This window comes from Trueperaceae bacterium (assembly GCA_036381035.1).
Taxonomy (GTDB): Bacteria; Deinococcota; Deinococci; order Deinococcales; family Trueperaceae; genus DASRWD01.
In genome coordinates, this window is record DASVDQ010000148.1 from 1 (window position 1) to 2,158 (window position 2,158).

3 protein-coding genes are annotated in these 2,158 nt (G+C 69.5%); 2 read left to right on the top strand and 1 reads right to left on the bottom strand.

The annotated features are described in order from the left end of the window. A partial coding sequence (locus VF202_15100) for a hypothetical protein (GenBank protein ID HEX7041443.1) occupies positions 1-491 on the top strand: 491 nt, incomplete at its 5' end. Here the strand turns inward: VF202_15100 and VF202_15105 are convergent. Continuing rightward, on the bottom strand, positions 488-679 hold the full coding sequence (locus VF202_15105) for a hypothetical protein (protein ID HEX7041444.1): 192 nt from the start codon (positions 677-679) through the stop codon (positions 488-490). The genes VF202_15100 and VF202_15105 overlap by 4 nt on opposite strands. Before the next feature lie 102 nt (positions 680-781). Here VF202_15105 and terL point away from each other — a divergent pair. Then, on the top strand, positions 782-2,158 hold a 1,377-nt coding region (terL, locus tag VF202_15110), incomplete at its 3' end, for a phage terminase large subunit (protein HEX7041445.1).

The following is a 2,158-nucleotide window of genomic DNA, read 5'->3' on the forward strand; positions in this document are numbered from 1 at the left end:
TGGCCGACGCTCGGACGACTCGGACACGTCAACGCGCCCGCGAGGACTCCACTGAGGCACGCAAGGAACGCTTCCTCAAGGAGCTCGCGCGCCGAGCGAACGTCAGCGCCGCCGCCAAGAAGGCGAAGATCCCGAGAAGCACCGTCTACGACTGGTACAAGGCCGACGAGGAGTTCGCCAGGCGCTGGGACGAGGCTGTCGACGTCGCCGTGGACGGCCTCGAGGAGGAGGCGTGGCGGCGCGCGAAGGACGGCGTTCTGAAGCCCGTCTACCAGAAGGGCGAGAAGGTCGGGCAGGTGCGCGAGTACAGCGACCAGCTGATGGTGACGCTGTTGAAGGCGCACAAGCCGGAGAAGTACCGGGAGCGGACCTCGACGGAGCTGTCGGGTCCTGGGGGTGCTCCGTTGGGGCCTGTCGCGATCAACGTGTACATCCCCGACAACGGCCGCGACAACGGCCGCGACAGCAGCCCTAGCGAGCCGGAGGGCTAGCTCGGCATGGCCTCGAGGAAGACCAGCCGGTACAGTTCGGCGCCGCGCGAGATCGCCTCCGCGACGCTGGAGACTCGCCAGCGGCGGCCACGCCACTCGACAACCTGGCCGGCGGCCGCACTGCTCAGTGCGTGCGGGCGTACCCCGGAGACCGGGACGATCAGCTTCTGGACTTGTTGCTTGACCATGATTGGTCCTTTCTGGCGGCGGCGAGACACACCGCCCCACTCCCAGTTGAGGGGTTTGCGCCTGGCGAGCGCGGGAAAGTTTAGAGAGGCGGCGGCGTCGACGTGAGCACAACGCTCGAGCGGCCCGTCATCGAGATCCGGCCACAGCCCGGCCCCCAGGAAGCGTTCCTCGCGACGCCGGCCGACATCGCGTTCTTCGGCGGAGCGGCCGGCGGCGGGAAGAGCTGGGCGCTCCTCCTCGAACCCATCCGGCACATCAACAACCCCCGCTTCGGCGGCGTCATCTTCCGCCGCGAGTTCGTCCAGATCAGCCAAGAAGGCGGCCTATGGGAGAAGAGCACCGAGCTCTACCCACTCCTCGGCGCCGACCCGAACATCGGCGCCGTCCGCTGGACCTTCCCAACAGGCGCACGCATGCGCTTCGCGCACCTGCAGCACGAGCACGACGTGCACAAGTACCAAGGCGGCGAGATCGCCTACGTCGGCTTCGACGAGCTCACACACTTCAGCGAGAGCCAGTTCTTCTACCTCGTCTCCCGCAACCGCTCGACGTCAGGCGTGAGGCCGTACATCCGCGCCACCTGCAACCCAGACCCCGACAGCTGGGTGCGGCGCTTCATCGACTGGTGGATCGGCCCCGACGGGTACCCCATCCCCGACCGGTCCGGCGTCATCAGGTGGTTCGCCAGGGTCGGTGACGAGCTCGTGTGGGCGGACACGCGGGAGCAGCTGCTCGCGGAGCACCCCAGCGTCGAGCCGGACGACCCCCTGTCGTTCACGTTCATCGCGGCCAGGCTCGACGACAACCCCGCCCTCCTCGCGAAGGACCCCGGCTACCGCGCGCGCCTGCGGGCCCTGCCGCTCGTCGAACGTGAGCGCCTCCTGGGCGGCAACTGGAACATCCGGCACAGCGCGGGCCTGCTCTTCAAGCGCGCGTGGTGCGAGCTCGTCGACCAAGCGCCCGCCGGCCTGACCATGGTCCGCGCCTGGGACTTCGCCGGCACCCCGCCCAGCCCATCGAATCCCGACCCGGACTGGACGGTCGGCACGAAGGTCGGCCGCGGGCCCGGCCGCGCGCCGGAGCACTACGTCCTCGATGCAGTCCGCCTCCGCGGCAGCCCCAGCCAGGTGCAGAAGCTCTTCATCGACACGGCCCTCGCCGACGGGCCCGGCGTGATCCAGGTCATCCCCCAGGACCCCGGCGAGGCCGGCAAGACCGTCGCCCAGCAGCGCGCCACCCTGCCCGAGCTGCAGGGCATCGCCGTGCGGATCGTGCGGCCTACGGGCGACAAGGTGACCCGCTTCCAGCACGCGAGCTCGCTGGCCGAGCAGGGCCTTCTCAAGGTCGCCCGCGGATCCTGGAACGACTGGTGGTTCTCGGACCTCGAGGCGTTCCCGGACGCCACCCACGACGACACGGCCGACAGCCTCAGTGACGCAGTGAACAACTGCCCGGCGCCTTCAGCGTTTCGGGTGAGG

What these genes read in the sequence shown, in the direction of transcription:
- VF202_15105 (HEX7041444.1), bottom strand. Translation starts at nt 679, where the DNA reads ATGGTCAAGCAACAAGTCCAGAAGCTGATCGTCCCGGTCTCCGGGGTA.